Genomic DNA, 24,005 nt, shown 5'->3' on the forward strand with positions numbered 1-24,005 from the left:
GTGGCAGGTGATGCGCGCCTCCCCTCCGTCGACCGTGACGGACTGGAGGCGCGTCTCGCGTCCGTCAGGTCGGGCATCGCCGCCGCGGCACGAGCTGCGGGACGGTCGAGCGACGAGCTGACGCTCGTCGTGGTGACGAAGTACCACCCGGCCGGGCTCGTCCGCGAGCTCGCCGGACTCGGTGTCACCGACGTGGGGGAGAACCGCCACCAGGAGGCGCAGTCCAAGGCAACGGAGCTCGCCGACCTCGCCCTGACCTGGCACTTCGTCGGGCAGCTGCAGTCGAAGAAGGCGCGGCAGGCGCGGCGGTACGCGGACGTCGTGCAGTCGCTCGACCGGGCCTCCGTCGTCGACGCCTTCGCGCCGACCGAGACCGAGCCGGACCCGCGGGTGATCGACGGTTTCGTGCAGGTCAACCTCACCGACGACCCCGGTCGGGGCGGTGTGCAGCCGGACGACGTCGACGCCATGGTGGAGCGCGTCCTGGCCACCGGGACCATCCGGCTGCGCGGCGTCATGGCGGTCGCGCCGCTCGACGAGGAGCCCCGGCGTGCGTTCGCCCGGCTCCGTGGGATCTCGTCGCGGGTCGTCGCGCTCGCCCCCGACGCCACCGACATCTCGGCGGGGATGAGCGGTGACTTCGCCGAGGCGATCGCCGAGGGCGCGACACACCTGCGGATCGGGACCGCAATCACGGGAAACCGGCCGGTCGCGCCCTAGCCTCGTTGCAGGGCACCCACGAGCACCGACCTCCGGAGGAACCATGGCCAACCCGCTCAAGAAGACGATGGTCTACCTCGGCCTCGCCGACGAGGAACTGTACGAGGACGAGCAGCAGCCGGCCCCCGCGCCCACGCGCCAGGCCGCCGCTCCGGCTGCGGCCCAGGCCGCTGCGCCGGAGTCGCCCGCTGCTGCCGCGCCGGCCGCCGCAGCCCCGGCGGCAGCACCCGCCGAGCCCAAGACGCACACCCACCAGCGCGGCGCCCAGGTCACCCCGCTCCGCCGCTCGCACACGACCGCACAGAAGGCGACCCCGGTCCAGGAAATGAACGAGATCCTCACCGTCCACCCGCGCGAGTACAAGGACGCCCAGTCCATCGCCGAGAGCTTCCGCGACGGCATCCCCGTCATCATCAACCTCTCGCAGATGACCGAGTCGGACGCCCGCCGCATGATCGACTTCGCGTCGGGCCTGTCGCTCGGCCTCTACGGCAAGATCGAGCGCGTCACGAACAAGGTCTTCCTGCTGTCGCCCGCCCACGTCGCGGTGAGCGGTGAGCCGGCTGAGGTAGAGTCCGACATCGAGGCGTCCTTCTTCGCCCAGTCCTGAGCCGTACCCCGGTTCACCCCGCCCCGTGCGGACGCCGTGACGGCGGACGCACCCGAGCCGAGCGAGCCCCATCGTGTCACTGGTCTTCGGGATCCTCTCCTTCGCCCTCCTGCTCTACTTCTTCGTGATGTGGGGCCGGTTCGCGTTCGACATCGTGCAGGCGTACAACCGCAGCTGGCGTCCCCGTGGCGCGATGCTCGTCGTCGCCGACGTCGTCTACACCCTGACCGACCCGCCGATCCGGTTCGTCCGACGCCTGCTCCCGCCGATGCGGCTGGGGCCCGTGGCGCTCGACTTCGGCTGGACGATCGTCATGCTCGTGGTGATCATCCTGCGGGTCGTCGTGGGTGCGCTCGCACGCTCGTTCTGACCACCGTCCGGCCGCGACACGCGCCACGCCACGACGAAGGTCACGGTTCCGCCCCGCCCCCGGTGTACGGTGGTCGGGATCGATGTCCGCTCCGGCGGACATCCGCACCGCTCGACGCGGCTGGTACATTCGGTCGCGACGCAAGTGGTTCCACACGTTCAGCAGTTCTATTGAGGTGACGGCAATGGCTTTGACGCCGGAAGACGTAGTCAACAAGCGGTTCCAGCCGACGAAGTTCCGCGAAGGCTACGACCAGGACGAGGTCGACGACTTCCTGGACGAGGTCGTCGTCGAGCTCCGCCGCCTGACGGCCGAGAACGACGAGCTCCGCCAGCGCCTGCAGGCTGCCGAGTCGGCGCCGAAGCCGGCCGCGGTCGAGCAGCCCGCCGAGCAGTCGGCCCCGACCCCCGAGCCCGAGCCGGCCCCCGTCGCCGCCGCTCCGGAGCCCGCGCCGGTCGTCGCCGCTGCTCCGGCCCCGTCGACCGTGCCGGCCGACGAGGACACCGAGGGCACCACGAACCTGCTCACGCTGGCTCGTCGCCTGCACGAGGAGCACGTCCGCGAGGGCATCGAGAAGCGCGACGCACTCATCGCCGAGGGCACCGCGCAGGCCGCCCGCCTGGTCTCCGAGGCCGAGGCGAAGCAGCGCCAGATCATCGCCGACACCGAGAACACCAACCGGCAGCGCGTCGCGGTGCTCGAGCAGGAGCAGCGCCAGCTCGAGGGCAAGATCGACGAGCTCCGCACCTTCGAGCGCGACTACCGTGCGCAGCTCAAGAGCTACATCCAGGGTCAGCTCGCCGAGCTCGACGGGTCCGGCTCGCAGGAGTCCGGCCTCACCCCCGCGCCGGCCTCGGCGCAGGGCTTCGGCAACTGACGTTGGTCCGACCAGCACCATCGGCGAAGGTCAGTGTCCGCGCGATCGCGGCACTGGCCTTCGCCGCTGTCGTCGTGGTGGTGCTCGACCAGGGCGTGAAGGCCCTCGTCGTGGCGAACCTGCCCTACGGCCAGCCCGTGGCGGTGCTCGGCGACGCCCTGCAGCTGTTCTACGTCCGGAACCCCGGTGCGGCGTTCTCGTTCGCGGTGAACATGACCTGGGTGTTCTCGATCGTCTCGACGGCCGTCGTCGTCGGCATCATCGTCTTCGCCCGGCGCATCCGGTCGATGTGGTGGGCGATCGTGCTCGGCATGCTCCTCGGCGGAGCGCTGGGCAACCTGCTCGACCGGCTCTTCCGCGAGCCCGGCTTCGGTCGCGGACACGTGGTCGACTTCATCTCGACGCCGTGGATGATGCCCGCGATCTACAACATCGCCGACGCGTTCATCTGCGTCAGCATGGTGGTCTTCGTCCTCCTGGTGATCCTCGGGGTCAACCTCGACGGCACCCGGGCACCGTCGGCGAAGGAGCAGCGCGCAGCCGAGGCCGCTGCCGCTCGCGCGGAGGCGGGACCGGCCACATCGACGGCATCCGCCGACCCCGCGCAGGCAGGTCGTGCCTCCCGGTCGATCGCCGCCGAGTCCGACCCCCGCGGGCCGCGTGACGGTCGCGACGTCCTCGGACACGACGCGACGTGAGCGAGCAGCGTTCCCTCCCCGTCCCCGACGGCCTCGCCGGCGAGCGCGTCGACGCGGCCATCGCGAAGCTCCTCGGGTTCTCGCGGTCCTTCGCGGCCGAGGTCGTCGCAGCGGGCGGTGTCCGTGTCGACGGCGTCGAGGTCGGCAAGTCCGACCGTCTGCACGCCGACTCGTGGCTCGAGGTCGAGTGGTCGCCCAAGGAGCCTCCGCGCATCGTGCCCGTCGAGGTCCCCGGGATGCGGATCGTGCACGACGACGAGGACATCGTCGTCGTCGACAAGCCCATCGGTGTCGCCGCGCACCCGTCGCCCGGCTGGGACGGCCCGACCGTGCCGGGTGGGCTCGCGGCCGCGGGGTTCACCATCGCGACCTCCGGGGCGGCCGAGCGCGCGGGCATCGTGCACCGGCTCGACGTCGGCACCTCGGGGTTGATGGTGGTCGCGAAGACCGAGCTCGCCTACACGCACCTCAAGCGGGCGTTCAAGGAGCGGACGGTCGAGAAGGTCTACCACGCGCTCGCGCAGGGCCACCCGGACCCGACCTCGGGCACCATCGACGCCCCGATCGGTCGGCACCCGTCGAGCGACTGGAAGTTCGCGGTCACGGCCGACGGCAAGCCGAGCGTGACGCACTACGAGACGCTCGAGGCGTTCCGGTCCGCGACGCTGCTCGAGGTGCACCTGGAGACGGGGCGCACGCACCAGATCCGTGTGCACATGGCGGCGACGAAGCACCCCCTGGTCGGCGACACGATGTACGGTGCCGATCCGGTGCTCGCGAACGAGCTCGGGCTGACGCGGCAGTGGCTCGACGCCGTCCGGCTCGCGTTCGAGCACCCGCGCACGGGGGAGTGGGTGTCGTACTCGGCGGACTATCCCGAGGACCTGCAGACGGCGCTCGACCGCATCCGGGCCGCGTCCGCGTAGTCGGCCGGCGCGGCGGCGTCGCTGGGTCGGCGGGGCCGGACCGCTCGGCTCGGCTCGGACCAGCCTGCCTCGGCCTGCCGGGGTCGGCCCGCCGTTCCCGGTCGCCGCTCGGCCGAGGGCGGCCCGCCTCGTCCGGTCGCACGACATGCCGTCGGCGGTCGTCCCGGTCGTACGACATGCCGCCCGCGGGGAAGCTGAGCGGCACGTCGTGCGACAGGGGGGCGATCGTCCGTCGAGCCCGCCGCGTCCTGACGGGAGGCGCGTGGCGGCGGCACCGTGCGCCTCCCGTCCGTCCCCTCGTCGCGTCTGCCGCCTGCCCCGAGCGGGCAGGATCCGTCACGGTCGGCGGCCAGTGCCGACGCCTTCCGCCCGCGCGGCGGACGGCGGGCGGCGTGTCCTGCCCGCTCGCGCGGCCGCACCGCTCGGGTCGCCGCCGCACGCCCCACGCCGCACGCCGCCCGCGGGGGTGCCGGACACGCGGAAGACGTCGGTGCTGCCGGTTAGGCTTGTCCCGCCCCGCAGCAGTCCTCGTCGAAACCGGAGGTCCCGTGTCGGATTCCGACTCCTTCGTCCACCTGCACGTGCACAGCGAGTACTCGATGCTCGACGGCGCTGCCAGGCTGAACGACCTCGTCGCCGAGACCGCTGCGCAGGGCATGCCCGCGGTCGCGGTCACCGACCACGGCAACATGTTCGGCGCGTTCGAGTTCTGGAAGGCCGCGAAGGCCGGTGGCGTGAAGCCGATCATCGGGACCGAGGCCTACATCACGCCGCGCACGCACCGCTCGGACAAGACGCGCGTGCGCTGGGGTGACGGCGGCGGTGACGACGTGTCCGGTTCCGGCGCGTACACGCACATGACCATGTTCGCCGAGAACACGACGGGCATGCACAACCTGTTCCGGCTGTCGAGCCGGGCGTCGATCGAGGGCTACTACTTCAAGCCGCGCATGGACATCGAGCTCCTCGAGCAGTACCACGAGGGGATCATCGCGACGACGGGTTGCCCCTCGGGGGAGATCCAGACGCGCCTGCGCCTCGGCCAGTACGACGAGGCGCTCAAGGCCGCCGCGGACTACCGCGACATCTTCGGCAAGGACAACTACTTCGCCGAGGTCATGGACCACGGGCTCGAGATCGAACGCCGCGTCATCGAGGACGTCGTCCGCATCTCGAAGGACCTGGGCATCCCGCTCGTCGGCACGAACGACCTGCACTACACGCACTCGCACGACGCGAAGTCGCACGCGGCGCTCCTGTGCGTGCAGTCCGGCTCGACGCTGAACGACCCGAACCGCTTCAAGTTCGACGCGGACGAGTTCTACCTGAAGACACCGCAGCAGATGCGGCACGTCTTCCGCGACCACCCCGAGGCCTGCGACAACACGCTGCTGATCGCCGAGCGGTGCAACGTCGAGTTCGACACCGCCGCGAACTACATGCCGAAGTTCCCCGTGCCCGAGGGGGAGACCGAGCACTCGTGGTTCGAGAAGGAGGTCGCGAAGGGCCTGCAGTACCGGTACCCGGACGGGATCTCGCGCGAGGTCCAGGAGCGCGCCGACTACGAGGTCGGGATCATCAACCAGATGGGCTTCCCGGGGTACTTCCTCGTGGTGGCCGACTTCATCAACTGGTCGAAGAACAACGGCATCCGCGTCGGGCCGGGCCGTGGTTCCGGCGCCGGGTCGATGGTGGCGTACGCGATGCGCATCACCGACCTCGACCCGATCCGCCACGGTCTGATCTTCGAGCGCTTCCTCAACCCAGACCGCGTCTCGATGCCCGACTTCGACGTCGACTTCGACGACCGGCGCCGCGGTGAGGCGATCAAGTACGTCACCGAGAAGTACGGGTCGGAGCGCGTCGCGCAGATCGTCACGTACGGCACCATCAAGGCGAAGCAGGCGCTCAAGGACTCCTCGCGCGTGCTCGGGTTCCCCTTCGGCATGGGCGAGAAGCTCACGAAGGCGATGCCGCCGCCCGTGATGGGCAAGGACATCCCGCTCACCGGGATCTTCGACAAAGACCACCCGCGGTACAAGGAGGCGGTCGACGTCCGGACGGTCGTCGAGACCGACCCCGAGGCGAAGACGGTGTTCGACACGGCGCTCGGGCTCGAGGGCCTGAAGCGCCAGTGGGGTGTGCACGCCGCCGGTGTGATCATGTCGAGCGAGCCGCTCATCGACATCATCCCGGTGATGAAGCGCGAGCAGGACGGCCAGATCGTCACGCAGTTCGACTACCCAGCAGCGGAGTCGCTCGGCCTGATCAAGATGGACTTCCTGGGGCTCCGGAACCTCACGATCATCAGTGACGCCCTCGACAACATCAAGACGAACCGTGGGATCGAGCTCGACCTCGAGACGATGGGGCTCGAGGACGAGGCTGCCTACCAGCTGCTCCAGCGCGGTGACACGCTGGGCGTCTTCCAGCTCGACGGCGGGCCCATGCGCGGCCTGCTCCGCCTCATGAAGCCCGACAACTTCGAGGACATCTCCGCGCTCATCGCGCTGTACCGTCCGGGCCCCATGGGTGCGAACTCGCACACGAACTACGCGCTCCGCAAGAACGGCGAGCAGCCGATCACGCCGATCCACCCGGAGCTCGAGGAGCCCCTGCAGGACATCATCGGCACGACCTACGGCCTGATCATCTACCAGGAGCAGGTCATGGCGATCGCGCAGAAGGTCGCGGGCTTCTCGCTCGGGCAGGCGGACATCCTCCGCCGCGCGATGGGCAAGAAGAAGAAGTCGGAGCTGGACAAGCAGTACGCCGGCTTCGAGAAGGGCATGCAGGACAACGGCTACTCGGCCGCTGCGATCAAGACCCTGTGGGACATCCTGCTGCCGTTCTCCGACTACGCGTTCAACAAGGCGCACTCGGCGGCGTACGGCGTGGTGTCGTTCTGGACGGCGTACCTCAAGGCGCACTACCCGGCCGAGTACATGGCGGCGCTGCTGACCAGTGTCGGCGACGCCCGCGACAAGCTGGCGCTGTACCTCAACGAGTGCCGCCGCATGGGCATCCGGGTGATGCCGCCGGACGTCAACGAGTCGATCGGGTTCTTCGCGGCCGTCGGCGACGACATCCGCTTCGGCATGGGCGCCATCCGCAATGTCGGCTTCAACGTCGTCGACGACATCGTCAAGGCGCGCACCGAGAAGGGTGCGTTCGAGTCGTTCCACGACTTCCTCCGGAAGATCCCGATCTCGTCCGCCAACAAGCGCACGGTCGAGTCGCTCATCAAGGCTGGCGCGTTCGACGAGTTCGGCGACACGCGCCGGGCCCTCGTCGAGATCCACGAGGGCGCGGTCGAGAGCGCGGTCAAGGTCAAGCGCGACGAGGCCAACGGCAACGTCGGCTTCGACTTCGACTCGCTGTTCGCCGAGGTCGCCGAGGAGCAGCCGACCGCCGCGCCCGTCTCGCAGGTACCCGACCGTCCCGAGTGGGCCAAGCGCGACAAGCTCGCCTTCGAGCGCGACATGCTCGGGTTGTACGTGTCCGACCACCCGCTGGCCGGGCTCGAGATCGAACTGGCGAAGCACCAGTCGATCACGATCGCCGACCTCATCGCCGCGGACGACGGCATCGAGGGCGAGACGGTGACGGTCGCCGGGCTCCTGACCAGCGTGCAGCACCGCGTGGCGAAGTCGAGCGGCAACCCCTACGGCATCGTGCAGATCGAGGACTTCGGCGGCGAGATCGGCGTCATGTTCCTCGGCAAGACGTACCAGGAGTTCGGGCCGTCGCTCGTGGCCGACTCGATCGTCGTGCTGCGCGGGCGCGTGAACGTGCGGGACGACGGCAAGGCCCTGCACGCGGTGAGCATGTTCCAGCCCAACGTCGGTGATGCGATGGGCTCCGGACCGCTGACGCTGTCCCTGCCGGAGCGGCAGGCCACGACGACGACCGTCACGGAGCTCGCCGCGGTGCTCGGCCGGCACCAGGGGGAGACCGAGGTGCGGCTCCGCCTGCTCAAGGACGACGTCGCACGGACCTTCGAGCTGCCGTTCCCGGTCAACCTGACGCCCGACCTGTTCGGTGAGCTGAAGAGCCTGCTCGGCCCGCGCTGCCTGGTCTAGGTCCCCGATGTCCACGTCCGGAGCACCGCGGCCGTCGGCCGCGGTGCTCCGGACGTTCGGGGCAGCCGGGCAGCAGCCCGAACGGCTCCCCGGGGGCCGCGGGACCACGTGGCGCGCCGGATCGGTCGTCCTGCGTCCGCACGGTGACGTGCGGGAGGCGCGGTGGCGGTCGGACGTGCTCGCCCGCCTCGAGCACACGGATGCGTTCCGCACCCCGCGGCCGGTACCCACGCACGCCGGCGGCTGGACGACGGACGGCTGGGAGGCCTGGACGTGGTGCGCCGGCGCGACGGCCCCGGACCGCGTCGAGGACGTCATCCGTGTCGGTGCGGCGTTCCACCGTGCGGTGGCGGGGCTCGGACGCCCGGCGTTCCTCGACTCGGTGGACGACGCGTGGAGCCGGGCCGACCGCGCCGTCTGGGGGACCGGACCGCTGCCGGCTGATCCGACGCTCGACCGGTTGGCCGCCGCGTTCCGCCCCGTCCGGTCGCCGACGCAGCTGGTGCACCGGGACCTGCTCGGCAACGTGCTGTTCGCACCGGGAGAACCGCCCACTGTGTTCGACTGGGCGCCCTCCTGGCGGCCGGTCGGGTACGCCGCGGCGATCGCGGCCGTCGATGCCGTCTGCTGGCACGGCGTCGAGGTCGAACGACTCGCGGCACTCGGGGTGGTCGCGGACGTGCCGGAGTGGTCGCAGGTGCTCGTGCGGGCACTGGCGTTCCGCGTCCTCACCCTGCAGCTGCTCGGCGGGTGGGACCCCGACCGGGCACGGCACCACGGACCCGTCGTCGACGCGCTCCTGTCCGGTGCCGCCGGTACGCTGGACGCCTGATGATGCAGCGAATCGACCTCCGCGGCGGCCTGCCCGCCCGTGCCGAACTCCTCCGCCTCATGCCGCGCGCCGTCGGTGACGTCTCGCACGCCGTCGACGCGGCCCGCGAGCTCGTGGAGGCGGTCCGGCACCACGGTGCGTCCGCCCTGCAGGAGCAGGCGGAGCGCTTCGACGGTGGTGCACCCGAGCACGTCCGTGTGCCCGCGGCCGAGATCGCTGCCGCCGTCGCCGGGCTGGCCCCGGAGCTGCGCGATGCCCTCGACGAGGCGATCCGCCGCGTCCGTGCCGCCAGCGCCGCGCAGGTGCCCGCCGGTTCGGTCACGACCCTGGCGGACGGCGCCCAGGTGCAGCAGCGGTGGCAGCCGATGCGTCGCGTCGGTCTCTACGTGCCGGGTGGCAAGGCCGTCTACCCGTCGAGTGTCGTCATGAACGTCGTGCCGGCCCAGGTCGCCGGCGTCGGCTCGATCGCGCTCGTGTCGCCGCCCCAGCGGGACCACGGCGGTCAGGTGCACCCGACGATCCTGGCCGCCGCTGGTCTGCTCGGGATCGACGAGGTCTACGCGATGGGCGGCGCCGGGGCAGTGGGCGCGCTGGCGTTCGGCGTCGCGGAGATCGGCCTCGAGCCCGTCGACCTCGTGACCGGTCCGGGGAACAACTTCGTCGCGGCGGCGAAGCGCCTGGTACGCGGTGTCGTCGGCATCGACTCCGAGGCCGGGGCGACCGAGATCCTCGTGATCGCCGACCACACGGCCGATCCGGGCTACGTCGCCGCCGACCTCGTGAGCCAGGCCGAGCACGACGAGCAGGCGGGCAGCGTGCTGGTGACCACGTCGGCCGCGTTCGCCGACGCGGTCGAGGCCGCGATCCCGGAGCGTGTGGCGGCGCTCGGGACGGCTGCGCGCCTCCAGACCGCGCTCGACGGCCCGCAGTCCGCCGTCGTCCTGGTCGACTCGTTGGCCGACGCCGCCACCGTGAGCAACGCGTACGGCCCGGAGCACCTGGAGATCCAGACCGCGGACGACGACGCCGTCCTGGCCGACATCGATGCGGCCGGTGCGGTGTTCGTCGGGCCGAGCACGCCGGTGAGCCTCGGCGACTACCTCGCCGGGTCGAACCACGTGCTGCCGACCGGCGGTCAGGCGCGGTTCGGTTCGGGCCTGTCGGCGTCGACGTTCCTGCGTCCCCAGCAGGTCATCCGCTACACGCCGGACGCGCTGGCCCAGGTCGCTCCGCACATCGTGGCCCTCGCGACCGAGGAGCAGCTCCCCGGGCACGGTGCAGCGGTGACGGAGCGCACGAGCCGCGCCTGATCGCCGACAGTCCACAGGCGCGTCATCGGGACCCTGAGGGACGCGTCGAGCCGATAGCCTGGGGCACGACATGTTCTGCCCCTTCTGCCGCCACCCGGACTCCCGCGTCGTCGACTCCCGCACGAGCGACGACGGCACCTCGATCCGCCGCCGCCGCCAGTGCCCGAACTGCGGGCGTCGGTTCTCGACGACCGAGACCGCTTCGCTGAACGTCGTGAAGCGCAACGGCGTGACCGAACCGTTCAGCCGCGACAAGATCGTCTCCGGCGTGCGCAAGGCGTGCCAGGGGCGCCCGGTGACCGACGGCGACCTCGCCGTGCTGGCCCAGCGCGTCGAGGAGACCGTGCGGTCGTCGGGGTCGAGCCAGATCGACGCCAACGACATCGGCCTCGCGATCCTGCCGCCGCTGCGGGAACTCGACGAGGTCGCGTTCCTGCGGTTCGCGAGCGTGTACCAGGCGTTCGACACGCTCGAGGACTTCGAGGAGGCGATCGCGCAGCTGCGTCTCGACCACCACGCGGCGCAGGCGTCCGGGGCCACCGGCCCGGGCTCGTCCGGCGGTGGCGCATGAGCGGGGTCGCCGAGCGCGTCATCCGGAACGGCTACGCGGTCGTCTTCCGGTCGGTCTTCGCCAACATGGACCCGGAGCGCGCGCACCACATCGCGTTCGCGGTGATCCGGGTGCTGCCGAAGGTGCCGTTCCTCAGTGGTGCGGTCGAGCGGTACTCGCGTCCGTCCGCGGCCGATGGCATCACGACGATGGGGATCCACTTCCCCTCGCGGTTCGGGCTCGCGGCCGGGTTCGACAAGGACGCGAAGGGCATCGCCGGACTCGGACTGCTCGGGTTCGGCCACGTCGAGGTCGGCACGATCACGGCGCAGGCGCAGCCCGGCAACGAGAAGCCCCGGCTGTTCCGTCTCATCCGCGACAAGGCCCTCGTCAACCGGATGGGCTTCAACAACCACGGCGCTGCCCGTGCGGCGCGCAGACTGGAACGCGCGCGACGGAACCCCGGCCGGCCCGTCATCGGCGTGAACATCGGCAAGAGCCGGGTGGTCGCGGTCGAGGACGCCGTCGACGACTACCTCGAGTCGACCCGGCTGCTCGCGCCGTTCGCCGACTACCTCGCGGTGAACGTGAGTTCGCCGAACACGCCGGGCCTGCGCGGACTGCAGGAAGCCGACCAGCTCCGCCCGCTGCTGTCGGCCGTCCACGACGCCGCCGGACGCACGCCCGTGCTGGTGAAGATCGCGCCGGACCTGACGGACGAGCAGATCGACGCGATCGCCGGGCTCGCGGTCGACCTAGGGCTCGACGGCATCATCGCGAACAACACCACCATCGCCCGCACCGGGCTCCGGACGCCCGCCGCCGAGGTCGAGGCGATGGGCGCCGGCGGCCTCTCCGGAGCGCCGCTCGCTGCCCGGTCGCTCGAGGTCCTGCGCCGCGTCCGGGCTGCTGTGCCCGCCGACTTCTGCGTCATCGCGGTCGGCGGCGTCACGAGCGAGCAGGACGTGCAGGACCGCATCGACGCCGGTGCGACGCTGGTGCAGGGCTACACGGCGTTCCTCTACGAGGGGCCGACCTGGGCGACGCGGATCAACCGGCTGCGGCGACGCCGCTTGCGGCGCGCAGCACGCTAGCGCCCTCGACGCCCAGCACGCACGTCCGGCACCAGCGCCCGAGGTTCCGGAACTGCGGCACGTCGAGGAGCGACAGCGCCGGACCTGCGACCTCGGCGCTCCGCCCGCGGCGAGTCGGGGAACCTCGGTGCGATCGGACAGCGCGTCGTGGTGCCACGGGATCCGGGAACGACGAAGCGCCGCCCGGCTCGGCCGGACGGCGCTCGTGACGTGGTGCCTACAGCGAGGGGTACTGCCCGCGACGGACCTGGGGCTTCGGCAGGCGCAGGAAGCGCAGCTGCCACGCCCGGGTGAGGATGTAGAGGAACGTGCCGCGCTGCATCTCGCCGAACTTCGCGGTCAGCTTCTTGCGGAGCGACAGCCAGAGCACGATGCAGTCGAGCACGAACAGGGCCACGAACGCCCAGACGAGCAGCAGCGAGTACGACGCCAGCACGGTCTGCGCTGCGGCGAACCCGACGATGAGGAACAGCACGAGCACGGGCATCATGACCTCGCCCACGTTCCAGCGCGCGTCGATCCAGTCGCGCACGAACTTCCGCTGCTCGCCCTTGTCCTTGGCGGGCAGGTAGCGCTCCTCGCCGTTGGCCATGCCCACGCGGGCCTTCTCGCGCTCGGTGTTGAGACGCGCGCGGGCGGCCTTCTTGTCCTGCGGGCTGTTGCCGACGAGCGGGCGACGGTTGGCGGCCTCGCGCTCACGACGGCTCGGCGTCGGCCGGCCCTTGCCCGACTCGAGGAGCTCGTCCTCGGACGGGTTGACGGTCGTGTTGGTCTTGGGGGCTGCCTTCGCCACGGTGCGTTCCTGACTGCGGTTGCGTGCTGGATCTCCTCTAGATTACGGGACATGACCGACACCGACCAGCACAGCCCCGCGACCGACCCCGCGCTCCTCGACGCCCTCCGCGAACACGTGCAGGGAGGGCTGCCGACGACGATCGCCGACCTCTCCGCGCTGGTCCGACTGCCGTCGGTGTCGTGGTCGGCGTTCGACCCGGCGCACGTGCAGGCGAGCGCCGAGGCGGTCGCGGACCTGGCGCGCTCCACGGGGGTGTTCGCTGACGACGCCGTCCGCATCGTCCGCTCCGCGGTCGAGGGGGAGACCGCAGGCGCGCAGGAAGCGGGTCGCGAGCTCGGCCAGCCCGCGGTCCTCGCCGTGCGCCCCGCGCGCAACGGGAAGCCGACCGTGATGCTCTACGCGCACCACGACGTGCAGCCACAGGGCGACGACGGACTGTGGGAGACCCCGCCCTTCGAGCCGACGCTCCGCGGTGACCGCCTGTACGGCCGGGGCGCTTCGGACGACAAGGCCGGCGTGATGACGCACATCGCCGCGCTCCGCGCGCTGCACGCACGGTTCGGCGACGACCTCGACCTCGGCGTCGTGCTCTTCGTCGAGGGCGAGGAGGAGTTCGGCTCCCGCTCGTTCCGTACCTTCCTGCGCGAGCAGGAGGAGCACCTGGCCGCGGACGTCATCGTCGTGGCCGACAGCGACAACTGGTCGGTCGACGTCCCCTCGATCACCGTCTCGCTCCGGGGCAACGTGACGTTCCGCGCGACGCTGACGACGCTCGAGCACGCGAGCCACAGCGGCATGTTCGGCGGCGCGGCCCCGGACGCGATGATCCCGATGGTGCGTCTCCTCGCCTCGCTGCACGACGACGCCGGTTCGGTCGCCGTCGAGGGACTCACCGCGTACGACGCCGAGGTCCCCGAGCGCTCCGAGGCCGAGCTCGTCGTCGACGCGGCCCTGCTCCCGGGTGTGCAGCCGGTGGGGACCGGACCGGTCCTGTCGCGCATGTGGTTCCAGCCGTCGATCACGGTGACCGGCATGGACGTGCCGAGCGTCGCGAACGCGTCGAACACGCTGCTGCCCACGGTGGCCGCCCGCGTGTCCGTCCGCGTCGCCCCCGGCCAGTCGGCCACCGACGCGTACGCCGCCGTCGAGCGGCACCTCCGCGCGCACGTGCCGTTCGGCGCGCAGCTCGAGATCACCGAGGTCGACACCGGTGACGGGTTCCTCGTGGACACCGCCGGCTGGGCCGTGCAGGAGGCCCGTACCGCCATGCACGAGGGCTGGGGCAACCCCGCGGTCGAGCAGGGCATCGGCGGGTCGATCCCGTTCGTCTCGGACCTGGCCGCCCAGTTCCCGGAGGCGCAGATCCTGGTGACGGGTGTCGAGGATCCCGACACCCGGGCGCACAGCCCGAACGAGTCGCAGCACCTCGGCGTGCTGCACCGCGCGATCGTGTCCGAGGCGATCCTGCTCGCGCGCCTCGCGACGCGCGCCTGACGCAGGGAGCCCGCTCCGCGACGGACGCGGGGAGCACCGGACGGGAGGCCCGTGGCGACGCCGCCACGGGCCTCCCGTCCGAGGTCCGGTCCCGACCTGTGGACGGACGACCCGACCTGTCGGCTCCCGTGCTTACAATCGACCCAGGCGCGGTGACCGACACCGCCCGGAGGGAGACGCGCGGATGAGCGACACCATCATCGACAACGCACCGGCGACGGACGCACGCGCGCACGGCGTCGCGCTCAGCGACGCGGCGGCGGCGAAGGTGGCGAGCCTCCTCGAGCAGGAGGGCCGCGACGACCTCCGTCTGCGCCTCGCCGTCCAGCCCGGCGGCTGCTCGGGCCTGATCTACCAGCTCTACTTCGACGAGCGCCTGCTCGACGGCGACGCGACGGCCGAGTTCGGCAGCGGGGTCGAGGTCGTCGTCGACAAGATGAGCGTCCCGTACCTCGACGGCGCGACCATCGACTTCGAGGACACGATCCAGAAGCAGGGCTTCACCATCGACAACCCCAACGCGCAGGGCAGCTGCGCGTGCGGCGACAGCTTCCACTGACGCCCCGGCGGCGTCCTGTCCGCCGACCGAACCGACACGCGAGCGGGGAGCGACCGATCTGGCCGCTCCCCGCTCGTCGTTCGTGGCGGTGTCCACGCCCGCCGCGACCGGGGGAAAGCGCCGTCCGGGAGCTGCGGATCGCGGCCGCGCCCGTGTCGGGTGTGCGCGAGACGTCACCAGCTGCGAGTAAGCTAGGAGTGTTCCAACCAAGCTGGGAGCGAGCATCGTGCGGCCTCTGTGCCAGTCACATCCGCGCCGCCGACCCCCCGCAACGTCTTCCGAGAGGTAACAGTGCGTTCGAATCGCCGTATACGTTGGGCGGCCGTCCCGGTGGCCGTCGGTCTGGTCATCGCACTGGCTGGCTGCACGCAGCAGCAGATGAACGGATGGCTCCCGGGCACCGAGGAGACGAAGGACGTCACGAACCACACGAGCCGCATCGTCGGCCTGTGGACCACCAGCTGGATCGTGCTCCTGGCCGTCGGCCTCATCGTGTGGGGCCTCGTCATCTGGGCCGCCATCGTCTACCGCCGTCGCAAGGGCCAGACCGGCCTGCCGGTGCAGATGCGGTACAACATGCCGCTCGAGATCTTCTACACGATCGTGCCGCTGATCCTGGTGCTCGGCTTCTTCGCCTTCACCGCGAAGGACCAGTCGGCGATCGAGCAGCCCTTCGACGACCCGGACGCGACGATCCACGTCTACGGCAAGCGCTGGGCCTGGGACTTCAACTACATCGACAAGGACAACCCGCAGGAGAGCGTCTACTACCAGGGCATCCAGGCCCAGGAAGAGGAGAACGGCAAGGGCTCGATCGACGAGTCGCAGCTCCCCACGCTCTACCTGCCGGTCGGCAAGAAGGTCGAGATCGAGCTCTCGTCGCGCGACGTCGACCACTCCTTCTGGGTCATCGACTTCCTCTACAAGAAGGACATGCTCCCGGGCAAGACCAACTACGAGTACTTCATCCCGCAGAAGGAGGGCACGTACCAGGGCAAGTGTGCCGAGCTCTGCGGTGAGTACCACTCGCTGATGCTCTTCCAGGTCAAGGTCGTGTCCGAGTCCGAGTACCAGCAGTACCTCGACACGCTGCGCGAGCAGGGCAAGGTCGGTCTGCTCGGCAACGAGTACGACACCAACACGAACGAACCGAACAACCAGGCGCCGGTCGAGGCGTCGAGCGAGAACAAGTAGGGGCTCGTCAGATGACAACGTCACTCGTCGGCCAGCCGACAGCGCCGACGACGCCGGACTTCCAGGCGTCGAAGGTCGGTCGGAAGGGCAACATCATCGTCCGGTGGATCACCTCCACCGACCACAAGACCATCGGGTACATGTACCTGATCGCCTCGTTCATCTTCTTCCTGCTCGCAGGTGTGATGGCGCTCGTGATCCGTGCCCAGCTCTTCGAGCCCGGCCTGCAGGTCGTCGCGACGAAGGAGCAGTACAACCAGCTCTTCACGATGCACGGCACGATCATGCTGCTGATGTTCGCGACGCCGCTCTTCTCGGGCTTCGCGAACGCGATCATGCCGCTCCAGATCGGGGCGCCGGACGTCGCCTTCCCGCGTCTGAACGGGTTCGCCTTCTGGCTGTACCTGTTCGGCTCGCTCATCGCGGTCGGCGGCTTCCTCACCCCGCAGGGCGCCGCGTCCTTCGGTTGGTTCGCCTACGCGCCGCTGAGTGACACGACGTTCACACCGGGCCTCGGTGGGACGCTCTGGGTCTTCGGCCTCGGTATGACCGGCTTCTCGACGATCCTCGGTGCCGTGAACTTCATCACGACCATCATCACGATGCGTGCCCCGGGCATGACGATGTTCCGCATGTCGATCTTCACGTGGAACACCCTCGTGACGTCGCTGCTCGTCCTGATGGCCTTCCCGGTGCTCGCCGCCGCGCTGTTCGGCCTCGGCCTCGACCGCGTGTTCGACGCACAGATCTACAACCCGGCCAACGGCGGTGCCCTGCTCTGGCAGCACCTCTTCTGGTTCTTCGGCCACCCCGAGGTCTACATCATCGCGCTGCCGTTCTTCGGCATCGTCTCCGAGGTGTTCCCGGTCTTCAGCCGGAAGCCGATCTTCGGCTACAAGACCCTCGTCTACGCGACCATCTCCATCGCCGCCCTCTCGGTCACGGTGTGGGCGCACCACATGTACGTCACCGGTGGCGTCCTGCTCCCGTGGTTCTCGCTCATGACGATGCTCATCGCGGTCCCGACCGGCGTGAAGATCTTCAACTGGGTCGGCACGATGTGGCGTGGTTCGGTCACCTTCGAGACCCCGCTCCTCTGGGCCGTCGGCTTCCTCATCACCTTCACCTTCGGTGGTCTCACCGGTGTGATCCTGGCGTCGCCGCCGCTCGACTTCCACGTGTCCGACTCGTACTTCGTCGTCGCGCACTTCCACTACGTCGTGTTCGGCACCGTCGTGTTCGCGATGTTCTCGGGCTTCTACTTCTGGTGGCCCAAGTGGACCGGTCGCATGCTCAACGAGCGCCTGGGCAAGATCCACTTCTGGCTCCTGTTCATCGGCTTCCACACGACGTTCCTCATCCAGCACTGGCTGGGCGTCATCGGCATGCCGCGTCGTTACGCGACCTACCTGCCGAACGACGGCTTCACCTGGATGAACCAGCTGTCGACGATCGGCTCGATGATCCTCGCGATCTCGTTCCTGCCGTTCATCTTCAACGTCTACGTGACCGCCCGGAACGCGCCGAAGGTCGCCGTGAACGACCCGTGGGGCTACGGCCGCTCGCTCGAGTGGGCGACCAGCTGCCCGCCGCCGCGCCACAACTTCACGTCGATCCCGCGGATCCGTTCCGAGTCCCCGGCATTCGACCTGAACCACCCCGAGGCCGGTGTGCCGATCGGTGTGGGTCCGGCGAAGGACGCTCCGGACGCTCCGACCTACGACGCCGCGAAGGGCGAGGTGAAGTAACGCCATGCGCGCCAACACCAACCTGTTCTGGATCCTGTTCGTCTTCTTCATCATCGCGGACGCCGCCTACACGATCTGGGCGATGATCTACTACGGTCGCCCGGAGTGGGTCGGCACCGTCGCGATCGGCCTCACCGGGATCATGTCCGCGTTCATCGCGTTCTACCTCGGGAAGGTCATGTCCTCGCAGGGCGGCGTCCTCCCGGAGGACCGCGCCGACGCGAACATCGAGGACGGCGACGCCGAGCTCGGGCACTTCAGCCCCTGGTCGTGGTGGCCGATCCTGCTCGCAGCCTCCACGGGGATCTGCTTCCTCGGCCTCGCAGCCGGCCTGTGGATCGTCCCGATCGGGCTCGCGCTCGTGACGGTCACCCTCGTGGGCTGGGTCTACGAGTACTACCGCGGCAACTTCGGACACTGATCCGCAGCCTGCAGCGCACCTGACACATTCGGGCGGCACCACATCCGGTGCCGCCCGAAGTGCGTCCGCACCAGAACCACCGGTTCGTACCCTCCCGGACACGTCATCCACGGCCGAGACGGGTACGCCGGGAATCAACCGGCCCGCACACGGCTTGACCTCAGGCGGACCCCACCCCACAGCGAAAGGACTCACCTCCGGTGACCGACAAGCGCACCCTCATCATCTTCGGCGCGACGGGCGACCTCGCCTCCCGCCTGCTGCTCCCGGGACTCGGCACGTTCCTGCAGAGCGGTCGAGCGGTCCCCGTCCAGCTGATCGGCACGGGCCGCAGCGCCCGCAGCGCGGAGCAGTGGAAGGACGTCGTCACGAATTCCTTCGCGTCGCAGGACGTCAAGGGTCCCGAGGTCGACGCGACGCTCGAGTCCACGACCTTCATCCAGGGCGACCCGACCGACCCCGAGCACCTCAAGGCCCTGCTCGACGCGGCCGAGGCCGAGCCCATCCTGTACTTCGCGCTGCCGCCGCAGATCGCGTCGGACATCTGCGAGGCGCTGCAGGGCGTCGAGCTCCCCGAGGGCACGACCCTGGCGTTCGAGAAGCCCTTCGGCACCGACGTCGCCAGCGCCGAGGCCCTGAACAAGACCGTGCTCGAGCTCGTCCCCGAGGAGCGCGTGCACCGCACCGACCACTTCCTCGGTCGCACGACGGTCCTCAACATCATCGGTCTGCGCTTCGCGAACCGTCTGTTCGAGCCGATCTGGAACGCGGACAACATCGAGAAGGTCGACGTCTTCTACGACGAGACGCTCGGGCTCGAGAACCGCGCGCAGTACTACGACGAGGCCGGCGCCCTGGTCGACATGATCCAGTCGCACCTGCTGCAGATCCTCGGCCTCGTGACGATGGACGCCCCCGCCGCCATCGACTCGGTCGAGTTCCGCTCGTCCCTCGCCCGTGTCCTGCGGTCGACCCGCCTCAAGGGCGACGACGCGAAGACCGCCTCGCGCCGCGCCGTCTACACGGCAGGGACGATCGACGGCAAGGAGCTGCCGTCGTACCAGGCCGAGGACGGCGTGGACAAGTCGCGCGGCACCGAGACCCTGGCCGAGATCGAGGTCGAGGTCGACACCGCCCGCTGGAAGGGCGTGCCCTTCACCCTCCGCTCCGGCAAGGCGCTCGGTGCCAGCCGCAAGGAGGTCCTCATCACCTTCAAGCCCGTGACGCGCCTGCCCTCCGGTCTGTCCGGTCGCCCGAAGGCCGACACGCTGCGGATCGTCCTCAACCCGGACGAGATCGAGCTGAGCGTCTCGGCGAACGGTGGCGGCAACCCGTTCGAGATGGGTCAGGTCACCCTGTCGTCGTCCTTCGACGACGGCGAGCTCACCCCCTACGGCGAGGTCCTGAACGGGATCTTCCACGACGACCCGCTGCTCTCGATCCGCGGCGACGTCGCGGAGCGCTGCTGGGAGATCGTCGAGCCGGTCGTCGACGCGTGGAAGTCGGGCGACGTCCCGCTCGAGGAGTACCGCGCGGGCTCGCGTGGTCCGGCCGACTGGGAGTCGTCGTCCTGACGGACTGCGTCTCCTGACGGAGCCACCTGACGGACGGGAGGCACGGTGCCAGCTGGCACCGTGCCTCCCGTCCGTCTGTGCGACCGTTCCTTCCCATCGCGTCCGACCTGGGATGCTGATCCGCGCGTTGGATGCCGGAAGGACCCGCCTCCTTCGCGCGGAACTGCCTCCTTCGCGCTGATCGACAGGGTCAGGACGGCGCGCCGGCCCGTCGGCCGCCTCCCGTCCACGACCGCGTGCCCCCGTCGTGCACGGCGAGCCGCGTCCGGTGGCCCGACGACGCTCCGCGGGCCCGCGCGATCGCGTCCGCGGCGGACACGAGCGTCAGGTGCGAGAGCACCTGCGGGGTGTTGCCGATGTGGTGCCCGGTCGCGACGTCGATCTCCTCGGACAGCATGCCGACGTCGTTGGCGAAGCCGACGAGCACGTCCATCAGTCGTTCGGCGTCCTCGATGCGCCCCGATGCGGCGTACTGCTCGACGAGCCAGAAGGAGCACGCGAGGAACGGGTGCTCGCTGCCGGACAACCCGTCGAAGCCCGACGTCGTGCGGTACCGCAGCACCAGGCCGTCCTCGCCGCCGCGCAGGTCCTGCTCGATGGCCGCCACGGTGCCCGTCATGCGCGGGTCGTCGGCGGGCAGGTAGCCGATCTGCGGCAGCACGAGCAGGCTCGCGTCCACCTCGTCGGTGTCGTAGTGCTGCCGGTAGCTGCCGCGTGCGGCGTTCCAACCGTGCTCCTCGATCTCGGCGCGCACCTCGTCGCGCAGGGTCCGCCAGCGGTCGACCGGTCCCTCGAGCCCGAACTCCTCGACGGCGGCGACGCCACGGTCGAACGCCGCCCAGATCATCGCCCGCGAGTGCGTGAAGTGCCGTCGGGGTCCGCGCATCTCCCAGATGCCGTTGTCCGGCTGCTGCCAGTGCTCCTCGACGTAGCCGAGCAGCGCGCGCTGGAGCGCCCAGGAGTCGGCGTTCTCCTCGACGCCGAGCTCGCGCGCGTCGTGCAGGGCGGCGAGCACCTCGCCGAAGACGTCGCCCTGGTACTGCGTCGACGCACCGTTGCCGGTCCGCACGGGCACGGAGTCGAGGTAGCCGGGCAGCTCCTCGATCGTCCGCTCGGGGAGCTCCCGCTCGCCGGCGACGCCGTACATGATCTGCACGTCCGCGGGGTCGCCGGCGATCGCGCGGAGCAGCCACCCCCGCCAGTGGGTGGCCTCGTCGCGGTAGCCGTGGGCGATCAGGGACGCGAGCGCCAGGGAGGCGTCGCGCAGCCACACGTACCGGTAGTCCCAGTTGCGTTCGCCGCCGGGGTCCTCCGGGAGGCTCGTGGTCGCGGCCGCGACGACGCCGCCGGTCTCCCCGTGGGTCATCGCGCGGAGGAGCAGCAGGGAGCGCCGGCTCGCCTCGGCGTACGGGCCCTCGGTGTGCGCGGTCGCCATCCAGTCCCGCCACCACCGTTCGGTCCGGTGGATCGCTGCGTCGACGTCGAGCGGCTCCGGTGGCTCCCGGTGCGAGGGGTACCAGGTGAGGACCGTGTCGACCACGTCGCCGTCGTGCACCGTCACCGTGCTCGTGTGGCGGTGGTCGTCGGCGTGGAAGCGCACACCGCGGACGATCACCGAGCCGGGGCCGGCGGTCGCCAGCAGTGCGGGGTCGTCGTCGCCGCCGATCTGGCGGACCCAGGGGAGCGCCCGGGCGTAGTCGAAGCGGATCCGCAGCGTCTGCTCGACCTCGACCGAGCCCTGCAGGCCGCGCACCCGGCGGATGATCGCCGCGCGGTGGGTCCCGACGGGCATGAGGTCGGTGACCTCGACGACACCGGTGGCCGTGGTCCACACCGTCGAGAGCACGAGCGTGTCGCGGTGGTGGTGCCGGGTGCTCGTCGCCGCCGGGTCGGTCGGGCGCAGCGACCAGTGCCCGTGGTCCTCGGTGCCGAGCAGGGAGGCGAAGGTGGAGGGGCTGTCGAACCGCGGGAGGCACGCCCAGTCGATCGTGCCGTCCCGTCCGACGAGGGCGGCGGTGCAGGTGTCGCCGATGAGGGCGTGGTCCTCGATGCGGTTCGGCGGGGTTCCGGTGCTCATGGGCCGATCCAACCACCCGTGCGCGCCTTCACCGCCCGGGCTGAGGGTGTGCTCAGCGCCGGCCCGGCGTCAGGATCGCGTCGTGTTGCGTCGCGTCGCACCGCGCACCGCGCACCGCGCATGGCGCACCGCGGAGCGCGCTGCGCCCTGCGCGTCGTGCGCTTCGCGCTCAGAGCGGTGCCGAGGGGTCCGCCTCGGCGAGGCCGACCCGGGCCAGCTCCGACCAGAGCCCTGCGCCGTCGGGTGCGTAGACCCACGGGGCCGTGCTGTCGCGGGACCGTTCCTGGGCGCGCGACCGGCCACCGGCGAGGACCGCCTCGCTCGTGGACAGCTGCCGGATGGCGACGGCCGCGACGTTCTCCGGGTGCTCCCGGGCGAAGTCGCCGTACAGGGTCTCGTCGTGCTGGCCGTCGTCGCCGACGAGCAGCCACTGCACGTCCGGGAAGTCGCTCGCGAGCCGGCGGAGGTTCTGCTGCTTGTGGAGCTGTCCGCTGCGGAAGAACCGGTCGTGGGTGGGCCCCCAGTCCGTGAGGAGCATGGTGCCCGACGGGTACATGTTCCGGGTGAGGAAGCGCTGCAGGGTCGGCGCGACGTTCCACGCGCCGGTCGACAGGTAGACCGTCGGAGCCCCGGGGTGCTGTGCGAGGACGCGTTCGTAGAGCACCGACATCCCCGGCACCGGACGGCGCGCGTGCTCGGTGAGGACGAAGGAGTTCCACGCCGCGAGCATCGGTCGGGGGAGCGAGGTGACCATCACCGTGTCGTCGATGTCCGACAGCAGCCCGAAGCGCGTGTCGGGGTCCACGATGAAGACGTCGGCCTCGACGTCGCGCATCCCACCGGCCGAAAGGCGCACCGTCTGCCACCCCGGTTCGAGGTCGATCGGGACCTTCGCGTCGACCACGCCGCCGCGGTCCGACTGCACCACGTGCGTGGTGCCACCCGCGGTCACGGTCACCTCGGCGTCGTCGACCGCGACGCTCGTGAAGCTCCGCCAGCCCCGCACGCCGTAGTAGGAGGCGTCGGACGCGAGACCGCGCCGGGTGAGCAGCACCCGGCAGAGCACGCGGATCCACCCTGGTGCGCCGTAGCCCGTGTAGGGGATGACGGTCGGGACGAGCCCGCGGCGCCGGGCACGGTGCTCCCGGAACTCCTGCACGGCGTCCTCGATGCGGGCGGCGCGGTGCAGGATCGGCTCGGCCAACGACGGCTCGTGGGGCGTCCAGTCGGGCATGGGGCCATCCTCCCACGCGGCGGCTGCGGACGGCTGTCGGGCGTCCCACGGACGTGGTGAGTCGCAGCCACGTTCCAGCCGGTCTCTGCGACCATTGCCTCCGTCACTTCCCACATGACCGCGCTCCACCGGGAGCGCAAGAGGAGAACACGTGCTCGTCACCGAGGTATCGAACGCACTGCCGGGGGGATCATCACTGCTCAGGAACGAGCCGGTCCAAGCCCGCAGTTCGGCGCGCCTCGCGGGACTGCTCGACGCCGCGGCCGCGGTCATCGACGAGATCGGGTTCGAGCGCCTGACCACCGCCATGGTCGCCGAACGGGCGGGGGCCTCCATCGGGACGGTCTACCGGTACTTCCCGGACCGGATCGCCGTGGTCGAGGCGCTCGCGATCCGCAGCACCCAGCGACTGGCCGAGCGGTTCCTCACGGCGCTCGACGAGAGCGACGCCGCCACGTGGCAGGACGCCTGCGACGCGCTCATCGACGCCACCGTCGACATGTACCGCACCGAGCCGGGCTTCCGGGCGATCCGGTTCGGCGACGCGGCGGACACCGGCAGCCACGACGCCGAGGACCGCATGGCTGCGCTGGGGGCAGCCGTGTCACAGGTCCTGCACGACCGCTTCGGGTTCCCGACGAACGAGCGGGTGCAGCGCACCTGGGTCGTCCTGGCCGAGTCTGCCCACGCCGTCATCGCGCGGGCGGTGCGCGACCGGTCGGCTCCCGACACCGCGCTGATCGAGGAGTACCGCACGATGAGCCGCGCCCACCTCGAAGCGGTGGTCGCCGCCTCCTGACCGGCGCCCGGCCGCGCCGACGCGCCCGGCCGGCAGCACG

General features: G+C 70.6%; 21 protein-coding genes. 18 read left to right on the top strand and 3 right to left on the bottom strand.

The genetic code is table 11. The annotated features are described in order from the left end of the window. The 11 genes from DEJ22_RS06175 (at window position 1) to DEJ22_RS06225 (ending at window position 12,069) form a co-directional block, all read left to right on the top strand. Window positions 1–720, top strand: coding sequence for a YggS family pyridoxal phosphate-dependent enzyme (locus tag DEJ22_RS06175; RefSeq protein ID WP_111225801.1), 720 nt, complete (start codon window positions 1–3; stop codon window positions 718–720). Window positions 721–763: 43 nt separating this feature from the next. Next, window positions 764–1,330, top strand: a complete 567-nt coding sequence (locus tag DEJ22_RS06180) for a cell division protein SepF (RefSeq protein WP_111225802.1) — start codon at window positions 764–766, stop codon at window positions 1,328–1,330. A 73-nt stretch (window positions 1,331–1,403) separates the two neighbouring features. After that, window positions 1,404–1,700 carry a YggT family protein gene (locus DEJ22_RS06185; RefSeq protein WP_220033739.1) on the top strand — a complete coding sequence of 99 codons (297 nt, stop codon included), beginning with the start codon at window positions 1,404–1,406 and terminating at the stop codon, window positions 1,698–1,700. A 184-nt stretch (window positions 1,701–1,884) separates the two neighbouring features. Continuing rightward, a complete protein-coding gene (locus DEJ22_RS06190; protein ID WP_181430638.1) occupies window positions 1,885–2,577 on the top strand; it encodes a DivIVA domain-containing protein in 693 nt (230 codons plus the stop codon). Between the two features lie 2 nt (window positions 2,578–2,579). Next, window positions 2,580–3,275, top strand: a complete 696-nt coding sequence (gene lspA, locus DEJ22_RS06195; RefSeq protein ID WP_258379502.1) for a signal peptidase II — start codon at window positions 2,580–2,582, stop codon at window positions 3,273–3,275. Beyond that, window positions 3,272–4,201, top strand: coding sequence for an RluA family pseudouridine synthase (locus tag DEJ22_RS06200; RefSeq protein ID WP_111225804.1), 930 nt, complete (start codon window positions 3,272–3,274; stop codon window positions 4,199–4,201). The genes lspA and DEJ22_RS06200 overlap by 4 nt, the downstream gene beginning before the upstream one ends. Window positions 4,202–4,800: 599 nt before the next feature. Beyond that, entirely contained in the window at window positions 4,801–8,283 is a 3,483-nt protein-coding gene (gene dnaE / locus DEJ22_RS06205; RefSeq protein ID WP_502862527.1) for a DNA polymerase III subunit alpha, read from the top strand. Between the two features lie 7 nt (window positions 8,284–8,290). After that, window positions 8,291–9,115: a hypothetical protein gene (locus DEJ22_RS06210; RefSeq protein ID WP_111225806.1), complete on the top strand. Its 825-nt coding sequence runs from the start codon at window positions 8,291–8,293 to the stop codon at window positions 9,113–9,115. Next, window positions 9,115–10,425 carry a histidinol dehydrogenase gene (hisD, locus tag DEJ22_RS06215; RefSeq protein WP_111225807.1) on the top strand — a complete coding sequence of 437 codons (1,311 nt, stop codon included), beginning with the start codon at window positions 9,115–9,117 and terminating at the stop codon, window positions 10,423–10,425. The genes DEJ22_RS06210 and hisD overlap by 1 nt, the downstream gene beginning before the upstream one ends. Window positions 10,426–10,495: 70 nt before the next feature. Beyond that, window positions 10,496–10,996: a transcriptional regulator NrdR gene (nrdR, locus tag DEJ22_RS06220; RefSeq protein ID WP_111225808.1), complete on the top strand. Its 501-nt coding sequence runs from the start codon at window positions 10,496–10,498 to the stop codon at window positions 10,994–10,996. Further along, complete coding sequence (locus DEJ22_RS06225; protein WP_111225809.1) at window positions 10,993–12,069, top strand: quinone-dependent dihydroorotate dehydrogenase; 1,077 nt, start codon at window positions 10,993–10,995, stop codon at window positions 12,067–12,069. The genes nrdR and DEJ22_RS06225 overlap by 4 nt, the downstream gene beginning before the upstream one ends. 217 nt (window positions 12,070–12,286) lie before the next feature. Here DEJ22_RS06225 and DEJ22_RS06230 read toward each other — a convergent pair whose 3' ends face one another. Beyond that, entirely contained in the window at window positions 12,287–12,862 is a 576-nt protein-coding gene (locus DEJ22_RS06230; protein WP_111225810.1) for a DUF3043 domain-containing protein, read from the bottom strand. Window positions 12,863–12,913: 51 nt separating this feature from the next. Between DEJ22_RS06230 and DEJ22_RS06235 the strand changes: the two genes are divergently transcribed. From DEJ22_RS06235 to DEJ22_RS06260, 6 genes are all read left to right on the top strand, one after another. Next, entirely contained in the window at window positions 12,914–14,359 is a 1,446-nt protein-coding gene (locus DEJ22_RS06235; RefSeq protein ID WP_111225811.1) for a dipeptidase, read from the top strand. 184 nt (window positions 14,360–14,543) lie between these two features. Then, on the top strand, window positions 14,544–14,918 hold the full coding sequence (locus tag DEJ22_RS06240) for a HesB/IscA family protein (RefSeq protein ID WP_111225812.1): 375 nt from the start codon (window positions 14,544–14,546) through the stop codon (window positions 14,916–14,918). 291 nt (window positions 14,919–15,209) lie between these two features. Further along, window positions 15,210–16,112: an aa3-type cytochrome oxidase subunit II gene (ctaC, locus tag DEJ22_RS06245; protein ID WP_111225813.1), complete on the top strand. Its 903-nt coding sequence runs from the start codon at window positions 15,210–15,212 to the stop codon at window positions 16,110–16,112. Window positions 16,113–16,123: 11 nt separating this feature from the next. Then, window positions 16,124–17,860 (top strand): aa3-type cytochrome oxidase subunit I, encoded by a 1,737-nt coding sequence (gene ctaD, locus DEJ22_RS06250; protein WP_111225814.1) that lies wholly within the window; start codon window positions 16,124–16,126, stop codon window positions 17,858–17,860. A gap of 4 nt (window positions 17,861–17,864) precedes the next feature. Continuing rightward, window positions 17,865–18,281: a cytochrome c oxidase subunit 4 gene (locus tag DEJ22_RS06255; protein WP_111225815.1), complete on the top strand. Its 417-nt coding sequence runs from the start codon at window positions 17,865–17,867 to the stop codon at window positions 18,279–18,281. 200 nt (window positions 18,282–18,481) lie between these two features. Continuing rightward, window positions 18,482–19,855, top strand: coding sequence for a glucose-6-phosphate dehydrogenase (locus tag DEJ22_RS06260; protein WP_111225816.1), 1,374 nt, complete (start codon window positions 18,482–18,484; stop codon window positions 19,853–19,855). Between the two features lie 190 nt (window positions 19,856–20,045). Here the strand turns inward: DEJ22_RS06260 and DEJ22_RS06265 are convergent, their stop codons facing one another. Together DEJ22_RS06265 and DEJ22_RS06270 are read right to left on the bottom strand one after the other, a co-directional pair. Next, window positions 20,046–21,932, bottom strand: coding sequence for a glycoside hydrolase family 15 protein (locus tag DEJ22_RS06265; protein ID WP_111225817.1), 1,887 nt, complete (start codon window positions 21,930–21,932; stop codon window positions 20,046–20,048). 169 nt (window positions 21,933–22,101) lie between these two features. Then, window positions 22,102–23,166, bottom strand: coding sequence for an App1 family protein phosphatidate phosphatase (locus DEJ22_RS06270; protein ID WP_111225818.1), 1,065 nt, complete (start codon window positions 23,164–23,166; stop codon window positions 22,102–22,104). Between the two features lie 151 nt (window positions 23,167–23,317). Between DEJ22_RS06270 and DEJ22_RS06275 the strand changes: the two genes are divergently transcribed. Further along, on the top strand, window positions 23,318–23,965 hold the full coding sequence (locus DEJ22_RS06275; RefSeq protein ID WP_111225819.1) for a TetR/AcrR family transcriptional regulator: 648 nt from the start codon (window positions 23,318–23,320) through the stop codon (window positions 23,963–23,965). Window positions 23,966–24,005 lie beyond the last annotated feature (40 nt).

The sequence above is a fragment of the Curtobacterium sp. MCSS17_007 genome (assembly GCF_003234175.2).
GTDB lineage: Bacteria > Actinomycetota > Actinomycetes > Actinomycetales > Microbacteriaceae > Curtobacterium.

What these genes read in the sequence shown, in the direction of transcription:
- DEJ22_RS06180 (WP_111225802.1), top strand. Translation starts at nt 764, where the DNA reads ATGGCCAACCCGCTCAAGAAGACGATGGTCTACCTCGGCCTCGCCGAC.
- DEJ22_RS06190 (WP_181430638.1), top strand. Translation starts at nt 1,885, where the DNA reads ATGGCTTTGACGCCGGAAGACGTAGTCAACAAGCGGTTCCAGCCGACG.
- dnaE (WP_502862527.1), top strand. Translation starts at nt 4,801, where the DNA reads ATGCTCGACGGCGCTGCCAGGCTGAACGACCTCGTCGCCGAGACCGCT.
- DEJ22_RS06210 (WP_111225806.1), top strand. Translation starts at nt 8,291, where the DNA reads ATGTCCACGTCCGGAGCACCGCGGCCGTCGGCCGCGGTGCTCCGGACG.
- hisD (WP_111225807.1), top strand. Translation starts at nt 9,115, where the DNA reads ATGATGCAGCGAATCGACCTCCGCGGCGGCCTGCCCGCCCGTGCCGAA.
- nrdR (WP_111225808.1), top strand. Translation starts at nt 10,496, where the DNA reads ATGTTCTGCCCCTTCTGCCGCCACCCGGACTCCCGCGTCGTCGACTCC.
- DEJ22_RS06225 (WP_111225809.1), top strand. Translation starts at nt 10,993, where the DNA reads ATGAGCGGGGTCGCCGAGCGCGTCATCCGGAACGGCTACGCGGTCGTC.
- DEJ22_RS06235 (WP_111225811.1), top strand. Translation starts at nt 12,914, where the DNA reads ATGACCGACACCGACCAGCACAGCCCCGCGACCGACCCCGCGCTCCTC.
- DEJ22_RS06240 (WP_111225812.1), top strand. Translation starts at nt 14,544, where the DNA reads ATGAGCGACACCATCATCGACAACGCACCGGCGACGGACGCACGCGCG.
- ctaD (WP_111225814.1), top strand. Translation starts at nt 16,124, where the DNA reads ATGACAACGTCACTCGTCGGCCAGCCGACAGCGCCGACGACGCCGGAC.
- DEJ22_RS06255 (WP_111225815.1), top strand. Translation starts at nt 17,865, where the DNA reads ATGCGCGCCAACACCAACCTGTTCTGGATCCTGTTCGTCTTCTTCATC.
- DEJ22_RS06265 (WP_111225817.1), bottom strand. Translation starts at nt 21,932, where the DNA reads ATGAGCACCGGAACCCCGCCGAACCGCATCGAGGACCACGCCCTCATC.
- DEJ22_RS06270 (WP_111225818.1), bottom strand. Translation starts at nt 23,166, where the DNA reads ATGCCCGACTGGACGCCCCACGAGCCGTCGTTGGCCGAGCCGATCCTG.